Here is an 18,451-nt window from a genome sequence, read left to right as displayed (position 1 = left end):
GTAATGAAAGTTCGCCTGCTCTCACTCGTTATAATTTTTACTTTCCATATTGTACATGGTCAAGAGCAGGTGGATACCATCATCTCTACTGTAAGTAATTGGAAGAGTAAAGATTATGAATTAAAAGCTTACAATTACTTCGATTCTCTGATTAATGACCGTTCAAACAACGATTCTGCTTCTTCATCACTATATAAAAAATTACTTGCCGCAAGCGAAAAAGATAACAACCACCTAGTTTCTGCACTAGCTTATAAAAACCTGGCTACATTGGCCTCTTCTGAAGGTGAAAAAGCTAGAGCCATAGCCCTTTTAAAACAAGCTGAAGAAATTGCTAAGGCCCATCACTTAGACATTATTCTTGGCAATGTACTTATGGACATGGCAGGAATTTATGGTTCATTAGACAAAAAGGGCGAAGCACTAAAATCTGAACTTGATTCTTACCCTTACATTTTAGCTTACGATAGCACTAAGGCTGCCTTTTGCCAATTTCAACTGGCCAATACTCAATACCAATTTCATAACTACGAAATTGCAATAGACAATGCCCTCACGGCAATAAAACTATACGAATCAGTCACAAACCTCACCATTACCGACTCTCTAAATTACATGAATGCCGTTAACACTATTGGTGTTTGTCATCGCGAGTTATTTAATTATGATAGTGCGGTCTATTACCTAAAAAAAGCTCACGACCTTTCGTTAGTTCTTAAAAACGAGTTTTGGGAAGGGCTCAGCAATGGCAACTTAGGCGTTATTTACCTTAGAATGGGCATTTATGACAAGGCACTCCCCAGATTAAAAAACGATTTTAGAATCAGTAGAAAATATACAGAATGGAGAAGTGCAGTAACTGCAGCCCTCAATATTGGTGAAATATATCGACTTCAAAAAGATTTTGTCACTGCTAAAAATTATTACGACAGTGCCAACATGCTCATAGACAAGCACATTCAAACTAACTTAGTGCATGTTAAAATGAAATACTACCAATATATCTCCATTTGGTATGCCGACAAAGGTGATTTTGAAAATGCCTACCGCTACCATGTGAGGTATAGCGAGCAGATGAATCATCAAAACACTGAAAACACTAAAATGAAATTGGCTGAAATTAAAGCCATAAAGGATTTTGACAATCAACTTGCCGAAATAGAATTACTAACTAAAAGCAGTGAACTCCAGAAAAAAGAAATAGAAAAAAGAAACTTAATTATCTCCGGGTCAATTATTTTAATTTCTATTGTAATTGGCATGACACTATTTATCTACAACCAATTTAGGTTAAAGAAAAAAGACAACAAGCTTTTAGAAAAGCAAAAGAAAAAAATAGAAGCTCAAAACGAAGAACTAGAAAGCCAAAGTGAACAGCTTCATGCTCAGAATAAGGTAATTCAGGATATCAATGATAATTTAGAAAAAGAAGTAGAAAAAAGAACTGCCAAGCTTAAAAAGCTCAATTATGAGCTAGACACCTTCTTATATAGAGCATCACATGACATCAGGCAGCCTATAGCTACGATATTAGGCTTAGAAAACCTAGGTAGGAATTACACTGACAATGATGACCTAATAGAGATACTGACACGCATTAAAAGTACTGCCAAAAGCATGGACAACATGCTATGGAAACTTCAAATGAGTTACCTGCTACACCATCAAGTTGAGAGCAAGGAAATCATTGAAATAACAAGCTTTACCGAAAACATCATATCAAAATACGAAGAGTTTATTTTACGGCACGATATCAAAATTGAAATTGACTCTCCTCAACTTGACTTCACTACCTATTCTGATATTTTCAGAATTATACTGAGAAATATCATTGAAAATGCCATTTATTTCTGCAATGAAGACAGCCCTTATATTAAAATAAAAGCAGAAAAAAGAGACAGAGAATATGTTATTAGCATTAGCGACAATGGTGATGGCATAAGTGAAGAATGCCTCCCAAGAATATACCACGCCTTTTTCAAAGGCAATACCAGATCAAAAGGTAATGGCCTTGGTCTTTATTTAGCAGCAAAAGCAGCAGAGATATTAAATATTAATATCTTAGTAGAGTCTGAGGCTCATAAAGGCTCAGAGTTTACTTTACACATACCTTTTAATTAAAAATACTATGTGCGGAATTACGGGCATTTATGCGTACAACATGATCGGCAGAATAAGTATGATCAATGTAAATAAAGCCACAGAAGCCTTAGCTCAAAGAGGCCCGGACTTTCAGAAAGTATATACTGACCAAACTGTAGGACTAGGACACCGCAGGTTATCGATTATTGACCCCTCTCCAGAAGGGCACCAGCCTATGCAGGACAATACTGGCAGGTTTATTATTATATTCAATGGAGAAATTTTCAATTACCTAGAACTAAAAAAGGATCTTGAAAAGAAAGGGATACAGTTCAAATCAGACTCAGACACTGAAGTACTACTTTATTTATTGATTAACGAAGGCATCTCTTGCCTTCAGAAATTGAATGGTTTTTTCAGCTTCGCTTTTTACGACAAAGAAGAGCGAAGCATGTTAATAGCTAGAGACAGAATTGGCATTAAGCCACTCTATTACCTTCAAGATGATAACCGTGTATTATTTGGATCAGAAATGAAAGCCATATTTGAATATGGCATAGATAAAAAAATAGACTTCACCGCGCTAAAAACGTATTTTCATCTTAATTATATACCTGCTCCCAAAACCATAATTGAGGGTGTGCAAAAATTACTGCCTGGTGAATACCTAACCATAAAGCCGGGCACATTTAATAAAGATACCTACTACAAAATCCCATATACAAAAAACAAATACACTAGCCTTAGCTATGACAAGCAAAAGCAAAAGCTAGCTGAACTCATGGAAGAATCTGTAAAGAAAAGGTTAATTTCAGATGTTCCTCTAGGCTCATTTTTAAGTGGGGGCATTGATTCGTCTGTAATTGCCACTTTAGCAAAAAAACACAAACCAGATCTTCACACCTTTTCTATAGGTTATAAAGACGAGAAATTCTTTGATGAGACAAAATATGCTGAAGCAGTATCTAAGAAAATAGGATCAGACCACACTGTCTTTTCTTTGAGCAACAAAGATCTTTTTGATCATGTAGAGAATATTCTTAACTATTTTGATGAGCCCTTTGCTGATTCATCAGCAATAGCAGTTTATATTTTATCAAAAGAAACCAAGCAGCATTCTACTGTGGCGCTCTCTGGTGACGGTGCTGATGAACTGTTCTCTGGCTATAATAAACATGCAGCCTTTCTAAAAACACTACAGAGCAACTCCACTAATAACCTCATCAAAAACATGTCTCCACTGTGGAGTGCTTTACCAAAATCCAGAAACAATAAAATCACCAACACGTTTCGTCAGCTTCATAAATTTAGCGAGGGGCTAAAGCTCAATAACAAAGAAAGGTATTGGAACTGGGCTGGGTTTACACATAAAAATGAACTCAACAGGCTGTTTAATGAAGAAACTAATGCTAAAATAGACAGTACAGCATACCATAACTTTAAGACTCAACTGATATCTAGCATACCTCTTGCTGACATGGACATCAACGATATGCTCTATACTGATGTAAATCTGGTATTAACAGATGATATGCTCACTAAAGTAGACAGAATGTCTATGGCAAACGGGCTAGAAGTACGTGTACCATTCTTAGACCACGAAGTAGTAGAATTTGCCTTTTCACTACCTTCTGACTCTAAAATTAATAATGATATAAGAAAAAGAATAGTGCAAGACACCTTCAGAGACATTTTACCCAATGAGCTCTACAACAGACCTAAAAAAGGATTTGAAGTACCTCTTTTAAAGTGGCTTAAAAATGAAATGCATGATATAATTGCCAATGACCTGCTTTCTCAAAGTTTCATTGAAGATCAGAATATTTTTAATTACGCCACCATAAAAGCATTGATCAAAAAGCTCAACTCTTCTGATCCTGGAGATGCCCATGCTAAAATATGGGCATTAGTAGTGTTTCAATGGTGGTACAGAAAATATTTTATCAGTTAATCTTCTAAGATTTCTATTTCCACTCTTACGTTTCTATCAGCCTTACTGCTATTTTTATCATAAAGCATTCTGCGGCCTCCCCATGCCTTAATCTCCATCCTGTCCTCAGGAACACCATTGGCCACTAAAAAATCTTTAATGACTTGAGCACGTGCGCCCGAGAGTTTCTTAGCTGAGCCTATAGATGTTTTATTCTCATCACTTAATGCAAAGAATGTTTTACTACTGCCCATGGCTATCATTTTGCCAGAAGCTCTACCATTGGTGTGCCCATGAATCCTAATTTTATAATTCTCATTTTCCTGAAGCATTTCTAATAACTGATTGACTTCATAATGAGATTCGGGTCTCATAACAGCAGCATCCCTAAAAAAGTAAACATTATACATAGTTATTATATCACCTTTTCTATACCTAACAAGGTCAAACTTCACCACCAAATCTTCACCTACCAGAAATATATCTTCCGAAACCGTATCTTGTAACGGGTGATAATAATTAAGCTCTTTTTGATCCTTTCTAAACCCGAAAACATCGCACAACAATAGCAACTTACCGGTTCCGTTATTTGGATCTTTCAACTTAGTATATTCTCCTGCCTTTTTTGTGTTTAGCAATTGAAACCGTTCTTGGTCTATCACTTGCACTTCTCCATTTACGTCTTTATTATTTCTACTATTTATCAAATTAAAGAATACACTAAGGCCACCTTCACTATCCGATACTTGACTATCATCTTTCTCTTCGTACGCCACACTGTCCACAGGAGCCACGGCACTACTATCTACATCATTAGCTTCAACCTCACTCACTTCCTGTGGTTTCTTTTCCACTACCTTCTCGGCTACTTCCTCCTCCACTTCTGCATTATCAGTTTGTGCCTCCTCGTTATTAAGGCAAACAAAAACCCAAGCATCCTTAATATCAGTATTTTGTCTAGTTTCTTTCATTAAATCTATAGCCTCCCTATAGTGATCAGAATGAGCAACATAAACATAGAAGTAGTTTTTAGGCCTAAATAAGCCATAGTCTGCATCAATTCCATTCGACTTCAACTTGGCAGTATAAGACTTAGCATATGATTCTTTATTAACAGAATACACCCCAGCCACTACATAATACCCCGTTTTGAGTAGAGTATAACGAGAGCCCTTAGATTGACTATAAACCGTATTTGAAACAAAAACTAATAAAATTATTGTAATTAAGGAGGAGACTATTTTATTCATTACTAAATAATATTAAAGTATGGGTTTATCATTCAATTTACTTTAATCATCCGTTATTTCAACTTCTACTCGAACATTTTTGTAAGCCTGCGAATCAAATTTATCAAAAAGCATTTTTTTTCCGCCCCAGCCCTTTACCTCCATTCTACTTTTATCAATTCCTTGTTCTATCAACCAGTCCTGAATGATTTCTGCTCTATAAAAAGAAAGTTTTTTGGCACTACCTACGCCTTCGATATTATCAGAGCTAAGACTAAAATAATTCTTATTATCTTCATTCACTCTAATAATTTTACCTGCAGCACCTCCATTTGTATGACCATGAAGAGCCACCCTATAATTTTCATTTTCTTGCAGCATATCGAGCAAACTATTTAATTCATAGACAGATTCTGGCCGCATAATAGCCGCATCTTTATAAAAGTAAACATTATACATTACCAATACATCGCCTTTTTTAAAGCGCTTCATCTCAAAATCTAAAATAATACTATCTCCTTCTACATGAGTGAAAGCCTTGGTGGTATCATTTATAGGCTTATCTAGCACTATGGTGTGTTGCACTTCTCTAAAACCAAATATATCTGTAATGAAAGTAACTTTATTTGCTCTATTGTTAGGGTCATGTACCTCTTCTAATTTATGAGTCTTTAGTTGCCCAATTTCCTTGGTTCTTATAGGATCCACCACCTTAACCTTGCCCTTTACTTCTTTATAATTACCTACATTAATAGCATTAAGATAAACCTCATACACCCCATCCTCTCTGGGCACTTGTGCGGACGCTACTGCTGTGGCCGCGGTATCTGCTGAGGCATGATCGTACACAAACTCCTGTATTTCATTATCTTTCAAAACTTTTCGTCCAGAAGTATCCTCCAAAGCTTCTGGAGCTACAGTTTCTGTGGAGCTATGCTCGGCCACTGCCATTACATTGGTTTCTTCAGAAGGAGGCAATGCCCCATTATTAAACACCCAGGCATCAGTAAAATCATTATAATCAGCCCTTACCCTTAACACTTCATCATATGCCTCTTGACGCTGCTCTGTAGTCATAGAGAATACATAATATAGGTTTCTATTAGTATTCATCTTATATACTGCCTGCAACCCACTGCTTGTAGCATGACTTACATACCTCTCGGCATTAGACTTTAAAGAAAAGGCTCCTATTACTACATAATATTTATGATCAACTTCTAACTCCCCTTGCCCTTTCGCATTACTAAAAGCCAACAAAAACAACATGACTACACCTAAGATTTTCATATTTCAATAAAAATTACAATAGTTCATTACAAAAGTTAAAGATTTTTATTGAAAAATAAAAGCCTCAAGCTTTAAATAAAGAAATGAATCATAAAGTATTGTAAATCAAAATATTAAACTATTCAGAAATAACCTCAAAGGCCTGTTTCAAAGTTTCTCCATTTTCATCAACCAAAGTAATTATATACTTTCCCGGGGAAGGACTAAGACTTAATTGATGTATTCTTTTAGTTTCACCCACGTACTTCCCGTTTAAATGCCAAAACACTGTACTTTCTGGGCGTCTATGCGCCACCTCAAACACTGCATTTCCAACACTTCCATCGAGTTCTCTAGGGATGAAAATTTTGGCGTTGGGTTTTGGATAAATCAATTCCATAGACGTCAGCTGACCTACTTCTGACATACAATCCTTTCGAAAGGGAGGCATTTTTTTGTATGAAGGATTTCTATTCCTGTAATAATAAGCTTGAACTGGGGGCAGCACAAACCAGCTAATATGCTTCATATTATTAACACTTTCACATTCTGAATTTACCTGATATCCCTGACTGTCAACATGCATTAACTGATGGTAAGGACACACCTCTACCTTTTGAGCTGCTTTAATAATATATTCAGTATGTGTTTCAGGACATATATCACTAGCTTGATACCCACTCTGGCTACAAATTTTCAGTGGTTGCATTTCATTAGTGGGTTGAGCAAACCATGGCGTACTGGGCAGTAAATCAAAAATATCGAACATTATAGGCGCGGCAGCCTTTAAACCGGTAAGACCTGGCCTACCCTCACCGTCCGCATTACCCACCCAAACTCCTACCACATATCCTGATGTGACACCAATAGCCCAACCATCTCTATACCCAAAACTAGTCCCCGTCTTCCATGCTACTTTCTTTGAATTTTCAAAAAGCCTCCACTCCGACTCTTCAGTTGGTCTATACACATCTAGTAAAGCTTCAAACGTGTGGTAGATACTTGCTGCACTTAAAGTTTTATCCTTGGTTCGTTGAATCTCAACCTCTTTTTGCTCATATGTTAAAGGTCGATAGGCATGCTTTTGGTAACTAAAACTATCACTAAATTTTTGATGGAAGTTTAGTGTCCGTGCCATCCCGGCATACATACCCGACAAGTCCCAAAGGCTGCCCTCAGCACCACCAAGAATTAATGCTAAGCCGTAATGATCGGGATCAAAACCAAGTGAAGTCATGCCTAATTCTTTAAGCAAACTATAAAACTTCTCATACCTGTATGTTTTCAGCAAAGCCACAGCCGGGATGTTTAACGACCTTGCCAAAGCCTTATTTGCAGGCACAGCACCATCGTATGATTTAGAGAAATTTTTAGGGGCAAAGCCATTAAAAAAAATAGGCACATCGGGCACCAACATTTCAGGAAGCAACTGCCCCTCATTCATCATAGCGGCATATAAAAAAGGCTTCAGCGTACTACCCGTGCTACGTGGAGCAGTAATAATATCTACATCACTATCATGTTCAGCACCTGCAGCGCTTACATTACCAACATACGACAACACATTTCCTGTATTCACATCTGCTACTATGGCAGCAGCGTTATACACCTCATTACCTCTTAAATGACGGTGATGAATATCAATAACTCTATTTACTCTACTTTGTAATGATGCATCTATGGTAGTCCTAATTCGCTGACCAGAACCCCCATCTTTAATTACCCTGGTAAGAAGATGAGGAGCCAATTTAGGTAAATCCAAAGGAGCTTCGGGTATTCCTTCTTCCATTGCCAACTGACAGGTTAGGCTATCTATTTCTCCATTATTTCTCAATTTCACCAACAGCCTATTTCTTTTATTCATCAGGCTAGCCCTATTTCTTCCTGGATGAATAAGCGCTGGACTGTTAGGAAGTACTGCCAAAAGAGCAGCTTCTCCCCAAGATAACTCAAAAGGGCCCCTTCTGAAATACCTCCATGTAGCAGCGTTTAGCCCCACTACATTACCTCCAAAGGGTGCATGAGATGCATACTGCGCCAATATTTCATCCTTAGAGAAAGAACACTCTACCCTTACTGCCAATACTAATTCTATTAACTTTTCCCACAATGTTCGTGATCTGTTTTTTCTACTTAGCCTTATCAGCTGCATGGTAATAGTGCTCCCGCCACTTACAACACGATCTGCATTAATATTTTGATAAGTAGCACGTGCCAATGCAAAAGGATTGAACCCTGGATGATAATAGAAATGTTCATCTTCAAAAAGCGTAACAGCTTTTTCATATTTTTCTGGTAATGAGTCTATAGCAGGAAACCGCCACTGCCCATCATCTGCCACGCTGGCTCCGAGCAGCCGCCCATCAGCAGACTCAATTACCGTTGAATAAGGGTCACTGAATAATGAAGCTGGTAAGGCAAAATAAAATGCGAACAATACAGCCAGAAAGGTTATCAGATAATATTTATATCGCTTTAAATACACGCCAACACCCAAATCAAAAAAATATTTACTCAACTTATTCTACGTTATAAAACAAAAAAGGCCTCCGAAGAGACCAAATTCATTAATTTCAAACACACTTTCAAATATTTAAATCAAATAATGAAATAGATGTGGCTGATCATTGATATATTCAAATTTAAACTTCTTAAGATTCATTCTTTCTATCAATGGATTAAGGTCATTTTTATCCTTTAGCTCTATACCAATTACTGCTGGCCCTCTGTCCCTTGCATTCTTTTTAGAATATTCGAAATGGGTAATATCATCATCTGGTCCTAGTACATCAATCAAGAATTCTCTCAAGGCTCCAGCTCTTTGAGGGAAATTGACAATAAAGTAATGTTTTAGCCCTTCGAATAATAAAGAACGCTCTTTAATTTCCATGGTTCTTGTGATGTCATTATTGCTTCCACTAACTACACAAACCACATTCTTGCCTTTTAATCGATCTTTTAGCACTTCTAATGCCGTAATTGATAGCGCCCCAGCAGGTTCAACTACTATGGCCTGCTCATTGTAAAGCCGCAATATTTCACCACAAACTTGCCCCTCTGGCACTGTAATGACATCATCCAGCAACTCACGACAAATTTCAAAAGTTAAATTCCCTACACGCTGCACGGCAGCTCCATCAACAAACTTGTCAATTTTATCTAAAACCACTACTTCTCCAGCCTCTATAGAAGCCTTCATAGCCGCAGCTCCAGCAGGTTCTACTCCAATAATTTTGGTATGTGGTGATACCACTTTAAAATAGCTACTTACACCAGAAGCTAAACCACCACCACCTATTGGCACTATTAAATAATCTACAGGCTCATTACAGTCTTCTAAAATTTCTTTTCCTACTGTAGCTTGCCCTTCAATAATTTGAGGATCATCAAACGGGGGTATAAAAGTTACATTATTAGCCTCACAGAATTTGGAAGCCTCTGCAAATGCATCATCATAGGTGTCGCCCGTAAGCACCACTTTTACAAATTCTTTACCAAACATTTTCACCTGATTCACCTTTTGAGAAGGTGTGGGAGCAGGCATAAAAATAGTTCCTTTGATTTGCTTTAGCGCACAGGCTAGCGCTACCCCTTGCGCGTGGTTTCCTGCACTGGCACAGGCTACGCCATTTGAAAGCAAATCTTTTGATAAGCTTTGAATTTTATTGTAAGCACCGCGAATTTTGTACGATCGTACTACCTGTAAATCTTCCCTTTTAAGATAAATATTAGCGCCAAACCTTTCTTTAAAATATGGGTTTTCCATCAATGGTGTTTTTACCACCACCCCTTTTAGGTTTTCGGCAGCTGCTAATATATTATCAACTGATATTTTCACTTGCTTTACTTCGGAACTCATTTTATTTGATAGGTATTAGGGGTTAAATATTGCCAAAAGCAATATGCTTTATTAGCTATAAAAAGGAACAACAGATGCAAATACATCTGTTGTCCTATCAATTATAATTTTAACTAAGCTGAAAATTAATTGCTTTCAGGTCTTAATTTTCTTACTTCTTTACCAGCCTGCCACATTTCAGACTCACGAAGCTCTTCTAACTCAGCTTCTAATTTCACTCTATAATCATCTTTGCTATTGCTATCGATAGATCTTTGAGCTTCGTTACCAGCAGCTACTTCATCATAAAGCTCTTGGAAAACAGGCTTAGAAGCATCTCTAAATTTCTTCCACCAGTCTAAAGCTCCTCTTTGAGCAGTAGTAGAACAGTTAGCATACATCCAGTCCATACCGTTTTCGGCAACTAAAGGCATCAAAGACTGCGTTAACTCTTCAACAGTTTCGTTGAAAGCCTCAGAAGGAGTGTGACCATTTGATCTTAACACTTCATACTGAGCAGCAAAAATACCTTGGATAGCGCCCATTAAAGTACCTCTTTCTCCAGTTAAGTCGCTATATACCTCTCTTTTGAAAGTAGTTTCAAATAAATATCCTGATCCTACACCAATACCTAAAGCCACTACTTTTTCTTTGGCTTTACCTGTAGCATCTTGGAAAATAGCATAACTTGAATTCAATCCTCTTCCTTCAAGGAACATTCTTCTCAACGAAGTACCTGATCCTTTAGGAGCAACTAAGATCACATCAACATCAGCAGGAGGCACAATACCTGTACGCTCTTTATAAGTAATTCCAAACCCGTGAGAAAAATACAATGCTTTTCCTGGAGTTAAGTGTTTTTTAACTGTTGGCCATAAAGAAATTTGACCTGCATCAGAAAGCAAATACTGAATAATAGTACCTTTCTCACATGCTTCTTCTATTTCGAAAAGGGTTTTTCCGGGCTCCCAGCCATCAGCAACAGCCTTATCCCAAGTCTTAGAGTTTTTTCTTTGACCAACGATTACGTTGAAACCATTATCTCTTAAGTTCAATGCCTGTCCGGGTCCTTGAACACCATACCCTAACACAGCAATAGTCTCTTCTTTAAGTACCTCTCTAGCTTTTTCTAGAGGAAATTCCGTTCTAGTTACAACGTCTTCGGTTACTCCGCCAAAATTAATTTGTGCCATTTTTATTTGATTGATTAGTGTTTTTATAAGTTATCTGTAATTATACCTTTTGAGTGCGTTTCTAATGCCTGTAAATAACTGGCAAACGTACTCATATGCTTAGATAAAGAAACTCTACCTGAGCGCACAAATCCGGAAATCCCGAACTTATACAGCTCATCAAAAAGCTGATGAGTTTCTTCTTTTGTTCCTGTTTTTTCGATGATCAAGAGTTCTCCTAGCTGCTCTTTCACAAAAGCCTGATGAGCCTTTAAAACAGCATCTAATTGCTCTCGATCCGTTTCTGCAGTAAGTTTTATTTTATACAAAGCTATTTCGCTATGAATCGTCTGGTCATCAGCAAAATAATAGGCCTTTAAAACTTCTACCTGTTTTTCTATCTGTTTTACAACTTTAACTGTACGCTCTTCTGTTTCTTCTATCACCACCGTAAACCTATGTATACCTGGGTATTCAGATTCAGAAGTAGTTAAACTTTCTATATTAATATGTCTCTGGGTAAAATGAGCTGCAATTCTATTGAGCAGACCTATTTTATTTTCCGTAAAAATTACGATTGTATATGGTTGTTTCACTTTGAACTACGTTTAGGTTATTCCAATCTGATTTCATCTACACATGCACCGGTAGGCACCATAGGAAATACATTATCCTCTTTTTCTACCATTACCTCTAAGAGGTATGGTCCATTATGGTCAAACATTTTTTGTATCTCTGCATCAAGGTTACCTCTATCACTCACCTTGCTAGCTTCTATACCAAAACCTTTGGTAATGGCTACAAAATCAGGATTAACCAGCTCTGTAGATGAATAGCGTTTATCAAAGAACAACTGCTGCCACTGGCGCACCATTCCCAAAAACTGATTATTCAAGATAATGATTTTCACCGCTGCATTAGTTTGGAATATAGTACCAAGCTCTTGCAAAGTCATTTGAAAACCACCATCACCAATAACTGCTACTACCTCTCTATCGGGTGCACCCAACTTGGCTCCTAATGCAGCCGGCAAACAGAACCCCATAGTACCTAGCCCACCAGAAGTAACATTACTTTTGCTCAGCTTAAAAGTGGCATATCGGCAAGCTACCATTTGGTGCTGACCAACATCTGTAACTAATACAGCTTTGCTATCGGTAAGGTCATTCACCCTTCTGATTACCTCGCCCATGGTAAGGCCATCTTTATCGGGGTTAAGTTCCTTCTGAACAACCTTATCAAATTCTATAGCTTTGTGTCTATCAAATTCAGCTTTCCACTCGTCATGGCTATTCGGCTTACAAGCTTCTGCTAAAAGCACCAATGATGATTTTGCATCCCCAAGAATGGCAATATCAGTTTTAACATTTTTATCAATTTCTGCAGGGTCTATTTCCAAGTGAATAACCTTGGCTTGTTTTGCATAGCCATTTAGGTTACCTGTCACCCTATCATCAAACCTCATACCGATGGCAATAAGCACATCGCATTCGTTGGTCAATTTATTAGGTCCATAATTACCATGCATCCCTAACATTCCTACGTTCAATGGATGATCCGTTGGCAAAGCCGACAATCCTAAAATTGTCCATGCAGCAGGAATACCAGTTTTTTCAATGAATTCTTTGAATTCATTTTCGGCCTCACCAAGAATAACACCTTGCCCAAATAGAACGAATGGTTTCTTGGCATTATTGATAAGTTCAGCAGCTTTTTCAATTTCATCCAGATCTATAGCTGGCTTAGGCACATAACTTCTAAAACCCTCACATTTCTTATATAAGAAGTCAAAGCTTGCGAATTGAGCATCTTTGGTAATGTCTACCAAAACCGGCCCCGGTCTACCCGAAGTAGCAATATAAAATGCTTTAGCAATGGCATTAGGAATATCCTCAGCCTTAGTCACCTGAACATTCCACTTGGTTACGGGCATGGAAATGCTCATGATATCCGTTTCCTGAAAAGCATCAGTCCCTAACAAAGGGTAAGCTACTTGCCCAGTAATACAAACTAAAGGCGTACTGTCAATTTTTGCATCCGCTAAACCAGTAATAAGGTTAGTAGCACCAGGACCTGAGGTAGCAAATACGACCCCTGGCTTATTAGTTACCCTTGCCATACCCTGAGCAGCGTGTATTGCACCTTGCTCATGCCTGGTTAGCACGTGCTTCACTTGGTCTTGAAAATGATATAATGCATCATAAACAGGCATAATGGCACCACCAGGATACCCAAAGACAGTTTCGACATCTTCAGCCAGAAGTGATCTTATGACCGCCTCAGCACCTGTCATATTCTGCTTAGTAATTTCTTTTTCACCAACTGTTTTGGTTAATGTATCCATAATTAAAGATCAGTTATGCATCCTAACGATGCTGATGAAACACTTTTTGCATATTTATATAATACTCCACTTGGCTTTTTCAATGGAGGAGCTACCCATTTATCTTTTCTTGCTTTCATGGTAGCATCATCTACCATTATATCAATAGTATCATTGGCCGCATCTATTCTGATAATATCACCATTCTCTACTAAAGCTATAGGACCACCCTCCTGCGCCTCTGGCGTAATATGCCCAACTACGAAACCGTGTGTTCCTCCTGAGAATCTTCCATCGGTAATTAAGGCTACTGATTTACCTAAACCAGCCCCCATTATAGCAGATGTAGGCTTAAGCATTTCGGGCATTCCAGGACCTCCTTTTGGCCCCTCGTAGCGAATTACTATTACCTCTCCGGCTTTCACCTCACCTCTACTTATACCATCACTCACCTCATATTCACTATTAAAAACATGAGCTGGGCCTTCAAAAAATTCACCTTCTTTACCTGTGATTTTCGCTACACCACCATCTGGAGCCAAATTACCTTTTAGCACACGTATATGCCCTGTAGTCTTAATAGGCTCAGCTATTGGTTTAATCACCTCCTGCCCCGTCTTGAATCCTTCAATTTCAGCAAGGTTTTCCGCTATGGTTTTACCTGTAACTGTTAAACAGCTTCCATCAAGCAAACCTTCTTCTAGCATCATTTTCATAACTGCAGGCACTCCACCTACATCATGCAAATCCTCCATCAGGTATTTGCCACTAGGCTTTAAGTCAGCCAATAATGGAGTAGCATTACTTATTTTCTTGAAATCATCGAGCGTGAATTCAATATCAAAAGCACGTGCAATTGCCAATAAGTGTATAACTGCATTGGTAGATCCTCCTAAAACTGTTATCAACCTTACGGCATTCTCTATCGAACTTCTGGTGATAATATCTTTAGGCTTTATGTCTTTCTCGATAAGTGCCTTCATAGCTTCCCCTACTCTAGTACACTCATCAGCTTTCTCTTTACTTACTGCTGGGTTAGAAGAGGCAAATGGTAAACTTAAACCCAAAGCCTCAATAGCAGAAGCCATAGTATTAGCGGTATACATACCTCCGCAAGCTCCCGGGCCAGGACAAGCATTATGCACTACCCCTTTGAAATCTTCTTCAGTAATAGAACCTGCTATCTTTTGGCCTAAAGCCTCAAAAGCACTGATTATATCTAATTTTTTATCTTTATAGCATCCGGGAGCAATTGTACCTCCATAGACTAAAATAGCAGGTCTGTTTAATCGACCTATAGCCATCATAGCTCCTGGCATATTTTTGTCACAACCTACAACAGTGACTACACCGTCATAAGATTGAGCATTAACAACCACTTCCACCGAATCAGCAATAATGTCTCTAGAAGGAAGGCTGTACCTCATCCCTGGGGTACCATTAGAAATACCATCACTAACACCTATAGTGTTAAAAATAAGGCCTACCAATTCCTGCTGGTTAATACTTTCTTTCACCACCTTTGCCAGGTCGTTTAAGTGCATATTACAAGGGTTGCCTTCGTAACCTGTACTAACAATACCTATCTGTGGTTTTTTAAGATCCTCATCAGTTAACCCTATAGCATGCAGCATGGCCTGAGCCGCTGGCAGCGTAGGATCCTGAGTTACAGTTTTACTGTATTTATTAAGTTCGTTTGACATTGGTTTGGTTAAACAATTGTAAGTCCTTGGTATTCGTTAAATTGAACTTTAGTCCTGTACATCATATACAAACTATGACCTGCCGAGTCTTCCCATTTGCCTTTAAACACCTCTCCGTTTAAAGATTCTATAGGGGCAACTTCAACAGCTGTACCCACCAAAAATGCTGAATCAGCTTTATAGACATCATCTACAGTAGTGTGCTTCTCTACTACGCGTATGTCCAGTTCCTTGGCAAGTTCCATAATAGTAGACCTGGTAATGCCAGGTAAAATATGACCTGCAGGAGGGGTATATAAGGTCCCATCTTTTTCATAAAAGAAATTAGCCCCTGCAGCTTCCGCTATAAAGCCATTCATATCTAAAAGAAGGGCTTCATCATACCCCAGTTTTTTAGCTTCTGTAGTAGCCAGTACAGAATTAATATAATGCCCTACTACTTTAGCTTCTACATGACATGATTTCGGGTTTGGCCTTTGATAAGAAGATATCATTACTTTTAAAGGTTCTGTACCTAAGTACTTGGCCCAGTCCCACGCACAGATAAACACATGTACATCTGATGTTGCCGTTAGGCTCATATTCATGCCCGGATATACCAGAGGGCGGATATATGCATCAGTAAGGTTGTTTTTATCTAGCAATTGGTAAGTAATATTGACCAGCTCCTCCACAGTATAAGGCACCTCTATATTCATCTTCTCTGCAGAATAGAGGAGTCTATCATAATGCTCTTTAGCTTTAAATACATTGCAGCCATTGACATTTTTATAAGAACGAATACCTTCAAATACACCCGTGCCGTAATGCAAGGTTTGTCCATAAAGAGAGGTCTGAGCATCTTTAGCGCTCAACCATTTTCCGTCCTGAAATACTGTGGTTTGGTCATCGAAATACATGCCTATAACATTTTTTTGAAAAATTTGGTCATAAAAAAAGCGCCATCCTTATGGGGATGGCGCTTAATATTTTTATATACAAATAGAATCACCACACCCCTGAGGCCGTCACTACAATAACGACATTAATAATAATCAGCGATATGATAATAATATTGTTGTTCACTTTTGTTCTTTGATTTAAAGCTAAACAAATAGTTAAGAAAAACATAAGAAACTCGTTCTATTTTTTTCATCACTTAACTATTTTATACGGTTAATGTGGCTTTAATTAAACTTGCCACTTTATCACCTACCTCTTCGGTGGTTTTAGAGTTAGCTGAGTCAATATCCTCAGTTACAAATCCTTCATCCACCGCTTTAAGTACTGCTTCTTGTATAGCCTTACTCTCATCTACCAACCCAAATGAATATTCTAAGAGCATAGCAGCCGAAAGAATAGCACCAAAAGGATTAGCTATATTTTTGCCTGCTGCTTGTGGGTAAGAACCATGAATAGGCTCAAACAGACTCTGCGCACTACCAATAGAAGCAGATGGAAGCATACCTAATGAACCTGCAATTACCGAAGCCTCATCTGTGATAATATCTCCAAACATATTTTCGGTAAGTACCACATCAAAATCACGTGGATTTTGAATGATTTTCATTGCAGCATTATCTACAAACATAAAATCTAAAGTAATATCAGGGTACTCAGCGGCCAACTCTTGCACTGTTTCTCTCCACAAACGAGAAGTAGCTAATACGTTTGCTTTGTCTACTAAAGTCACTTTCTTGTTTTGATTACCCGCAGCTTCAAAAGCCAATCTGGCAATTCTTACAATCTCTTCTTTGCTATAATTACAAGTATCAAAAGCCTGCGTGCCATCTTCTGATCTTCCCCTTGGCTGACCAAAGTAAATTCCCCCTGTCAACTCTCTGAATACTACGAAATCAGTACCTTTAATTATCTCTTCTTTCAAAGGAGATTTACTCAAAAGTGCATCGTAGCTTTTTACAGGTCTAACGTTAGCAAACAAGTTAAGCTTCTTACGCATAGCAAGTAACCCCTGCTCAGGCCTTACCTTTGCCTTAGGGTCATTATCGTATTTTGGATGCCCGATAGCACCAAACAAGATCGCATCAGAGTTTTTACAAACCTCTTCTGTTTTTTCAGGAAAAGGATTGCCGGTAGCATCAATAGCTGCCGCCCCCACTAACGCTTCTTCGTATACAAATTCATGATTGTAAGCTTCAGCCACTGCCTTAAGAGCTTTAATGGCCTGCTTAGTTACTTCTGGTCCGATACCATCGCCTGGTAATACGGCTATATTTTTTTTCATCGATTTTCTGGTTTTATAAGCAACAGTCCCCATGGTCAACCTATTTCATCATAAGCCCAAAAGGGGACTGTTTGCACCCATCATTAAACTACTTTGTTGGTTTCAAATGCCGCTACTTGATCAAGCTGGCTAAGCAAAAAGTCGATATCATCATACCCTTGCTTTAAACAATGCTTTTTGTAGGCATTTATTTCAAATTCTTCTGTAAGCTTGGTCCCTACTATACTTACTGTTTGATCCTCAAGGCTTACTTTAACTTCTGTTTTAGGATTCTCTTCCAATAATTGAAAGAGTTTATTAAGAAACTCATCTGACACCTGCACAGGCAACAGACCGTTATTTAATGCATTATTTTTAAAGATATCAGCGAAGAAACTACTGATCACAACCTTAAATCCGTAATCGTATATAGCCCAAGCAGCATGCTCTCTACTTGATCCACAGCCGAAGTTTTTACCTCCTACTAATACCTGCCCTTCGTATATTCCTTTATTGATTACGAAATCAGGATTAGGCTCTCCATTATCGTCATACCTCCAGTCACAGAAAAGGTTATCTCCAAAGCCCTCACGCGTGGTAGCTTTAAGAAAACGTGCTGGTATAATTTGATCCGTATCGATATCCTGCAAAGGAATCGGAACGCATGTTGATATTAATGTATTGAATTTATCCATCGTAATT

General features: G+C 38.2%; 13 protein-coding genes. 2 read left to right on the top strand and 11 right to left on the bottom strand.

Annotated features, from left to right (window positions below; all coding sequences use genetic code 11):
- Positions 1-3 precede the first annotated feature (3 nt).
- Both ACXACQ_RS10265 and asnB read left to right on the top strand, forming a co-directional pair.
- Entirely contained in the window at positions 4-2,121 is a 2,118-nt protein-coding gene (locus ACXACQ_RS10265; RefSeq protein WP_474975853.1) for a tetratricopeptide repeat-containing sensor histidine kinase, read from the top strand.
- 7 nt (positions 2,122-2,128) lie between these two features.
- Positions 2,129-4,033: an asparagine synthase (glutamine-hydrolyzing) gene (gene asnB / locus ACXACQ_RS10260; protein ID WP_474975852.1), complete on the top strand. Its 1,905-nt coding sequence runs from the start codon at positions 2,129-2,131 to the stop codon at positions 4,031-4,033.
- On the opposite strand, the gene ACXACQ_RS10255 is transcribed toward asnB, so the two are convergent.
- From ACXACQ_RS10255 to leuD, 11 genes are all read right to left on the bottom strand, one after another.
- The gene (locus tag ACXACQ_RS10255; protein WP_474975851.1) at positions 4,030-5,262 is read right to left on the bottom strand and encodes an OmpA family protein; all 1,233 of its coding nucleotides are present in this window, start codon (positions 5,260-5,262) and stop codon (positions 4,030-4,032) included. The two genes, asnB and ACXACQ_RS10255, sit on opposite strands and share 4 nt — an antisense overlap.
- Positions 5,263-5,304: 42 nt before the next feature.
- Positions 5,305-6,531: an OmpA family protein gene (locus ACXACQ_RS10250; protein ID WP_474975850.1), complete on the bottom strand. Its 1,227-nt coding sequence runs from the start codon at positions 6,529-6,531 to the stop codon at positions 5,305-5,307.
- A gap of 118 nt (positions 6,532-6,649) precedes the next feature.
- Complete coding sequence (pbpC, locus tag ACXACQ_RS10245) at positions 6,650-9,028, bottom strand: penicillin-binding protein 1C (RefSeq protein ID WP_474975849.1); 2,379 nt, start codon at positions 9,026-9,028, stop codon at positions 6,650-6,652.
- A gap of 75 nt (positions 9,029-9,103) precedes the next feature.
- Entirely contained in the window at positions 9,104-10,369 is a 1,266-nt protein-coding gene (gene ilvA, locus ACXACQ_RS10240; protein ID WP_474975848.1) for a threonine ammonia-lyase IlvA, read from the bottom strand.
- 125 nt (positions 10,370-10,494) lie between these two features.
- Complete coding sequence (gene ilvC, locus ACXACQ_RS10235) at positions 10,495-11,541, bottom strand: ketol-acid reductoisomerase (protein WP_474975847.1); 1,047 nt, start codon at positions 11,539-11,541, stop codon at positions 10,495-10,497.
- Between the two features lie 23 nt (positions 11,542-11,564).
- On the bottom strand, positions 11,565-12,116 hold the full coding sequence (gene ilvN / locus ACXACQ_RS10230) for an acetolactate synthase small subunit (protein ID WP_474975846.1): 552 nt from the start codon (positions 12,114-12,116) through the stop codon (positions 11,565-11,567).
- A 17-nt stretch (positions 12,117-12,133) separates the two neighbouring features.
- Positions 12,134-13,864 (bottom strand): biosynthetic-type acetolactate synthase large subunit, encoded by a 1,731-nt coding sequence (ilvB, locus tag ACXACQ_RS10225; protein WP_474975845.1) that lies wholly within the window; start codon positions 13,862-13,864, stop codon positions 12,134-12,136.
- A gap of 2 nt (positions 13,865-13,866) precedes the next feature.
- Positions 13,867-15,546: a dihydroxy-acid dehydratase gene (gene ilvD, locus ACXACQ_RS10220; protein WP_474975844.1), complete on the bottom strand. Its 1,680-nt coding sequence runs from the start codon at positions 15,544-15,546 to the stop codon at positions 13,867-13,869.
- 8 nt (positions 15,547-15,554) lie between these two features.
- Positions 15,555-16,445: a branched-chain amino acid transaminase gene (locus ACXACQ_RS10215; RefSeq protein WP_474975843.1), complete on the bottom strand. Its 891-nt coding sequence runs from the start codon at positions 16,443-16,445 to the stop codon at positions 15,555-15,557.
- A 248-nt stretch (positions 16,446-16,693) separates the two neighbouring features.
- Positions 16,694-17,770 carry a 3-isopropylmalate dehydrogenase gene (leuB, locus tag ACXACQ_RS10210; RefSeq protein ID WP_474975842.1) on the bottom strand — a complete coding sequence of 359 codons (1,077 nt, stop codon included), beginning with the start codon at positions 17,768-17,770 and terminating at the stop codon, positions 16,694-16,696.
- A gap of 83 nt (positions 17,771-17,853) precedes the next feature.
- A complete protein-coding gene (gene leuD / locus ACXACQ_RS10205) occupies positions 17,854-18,444 on the bottom strand; it encodes a 3-isopropylmalate dehydratase small subunit (RefSeq protein WP_474975841.1) in 591 nt (196 codons plus the stop codon).
- Positions 18,445-18,451: the final 7 nt, after the last annotated feature.

The organism is Fulvivirga sp. AWR4_260, assembly GCF_056158185.1.
Note: the sequence above shows the minus strand (reverse complement) of the source record. Positions and strands in the feature narration are given on the sequence as shown.

Coding starts and splice junctions, on each gene's coding strand:
- ACXACQ_RS10250 (WP_474975850.1), bottom strand. CDS start 6,531: ATGAAAATCTTAGGTGTAGTCATGTTGTTTTTGTTGGCTTTTAGTAAT.
- ACXACQ_RS10255 (WP_474975851.1), bottom strand. CDS start 5,262: ATGAATAAAATAGTCTCCTCCTTAATTACAATAATTTTATTAGTTTTT.
- ilvB (WP_474975845.1), bottom strand. CDS start 13,864: ATGGATACATTAACCAAAACAGTTGGTGAAAAAGAAATTACTAAGCAG.
- ilvA (WP_474975848.1), bottom strand. CDS start 10,369: ATGAGTTCCGAAGTAAAGCAAGTGAAAATATCAGTTGATAATATATTA.
- ACXACQ_RS10265 (WP_474975853.1), top strand. CDS start 4: ATGAAAGTTCGCCTGCTCTCACTCGTTATAATTTTTACTTTCCATATT.
- asnB (WP_474975852.1), top strand. CDS start 2,129: ATGTGCGGAATTACGGGCATTTATGCGTACAACATGATCGGCAGAATA.
- ACXACQ_RS10215 (WP_474975843.1), bottom strand. CDS start 16,445: ATGTATTTCGATGACCAAACCACAGTATTTCAGGACGGAAAATGGTTG.
- ilvC (WP_474975847.1), bottom strand. CDS start 11,541: ATGGCACAAATTAATTTTGGCGGAGTAACCGAAGACGTTGTAACTAGA.
- ilvD (WP_474975844.1), bottom strand. CDS start 15,546: ATGTCAAACGAACTTAATAAATACAGTAAAACTGTAACTCAGGATCCT.
- leuB (WP_474975842.1), bottom strand. CDS start 17,770: ATGAAAAAAAATATAGCCGTATTACCAGGCGATGGTATCGGACCAGAA.
- leuD (WP_474975841.1), bottom strand. CDS start 18,444: ATGGATAAATTCAATACATTAATATCAACATGCGTTCCGATTCCTTTG.